At 76.5% G+C, this 761-nt stretch carries 1 protein-coding gene; it reads right to left on the reverse strand.

From position 1 onward, the window contains the following. Positions 1 to 459: DUF6098 family protein (locus tag DMH08_RS39680; RefSeq protein ID WP_199748245.1), on the reverse strand; the 459-nt coding region annotated here is incomplete at its 3' end. Positions 460 to 761 lie beyond the last annotated feature (302 nt).

Below are 761 nucleotides of genomic sequence, written 5' to 3' on the forward strand. Positions count from 1 at the left end.
GAGGTGGGCCGGGGCCCCGACAACGAGCCGATCGTCGCGCGTCCGGTGCCCGCCGCGCCGGTCCCGCTCGAGGACGTCCGCGGCCTGGTCGAGGACGCGCCGGTCGACCAGCGCGACGGGCACCGGACGCGCGACGATCGGCTCGTTGTCGGGGCCCCGGCCCACCTCCTCGCCCTCCAGCACCCACGGCCGGGCGCCGTGCGCCCGCGCGTTCCGCAGGTGCGAGTAGTCGTGCAGGCGCCGGGCCACCCACAGGACGGTCGACCGCTCGCCCCACCACGGCTCCACGGCCAGCGGATTCGCCGACAGCCCCGGCAGTCGCGCCCCGGTCAGCCCGTCCACGCTGTGCGGCCGGTCCCGATCGGCCTCCGGGTCGGGCGACCAGCGCACGTACAGCTCCGGCCGCGCCTCCAGGAGCTCCGCCAGCCTCTCCAGTTCCGTGACCACCTCAAGCGCCATGCACCCCCTTTTCCCCGCCGTCCCGCGTCGATTCGCGCCCCGCCCGCGGGAAGGCGGGATCCGGTGTGAGGCCGACTCTGCCGGGTAGAGGGGGCGGAGCACCGCATCCCCCCGCATGCCGCACTTGTGCGCTAAGGAGACATTTTGATCACGTCGGCGCCCCTCGACCGCCGAACGCAACGGCACCGTCCCGGCACTCCGCAGGAGCACGCCTCGGGCACCGAACTCCCGGCCCCCTCCCCCGCCCCCGCCCCCGAACACGCCGCGGCGCCCGCGGACCCGGCCGCCGCGGCGTGTTCGGG

Source organism: Actinomadura sp. WAC 06369, from assembly GCF_003947565.1.
GTDB classification, from domain to species: Bacteria; Actinomycetota; Actinomycetes; order Streptosporangiales; family Streptosporangiaceae; genus Spirillospora; species Spirillospora rifamycini.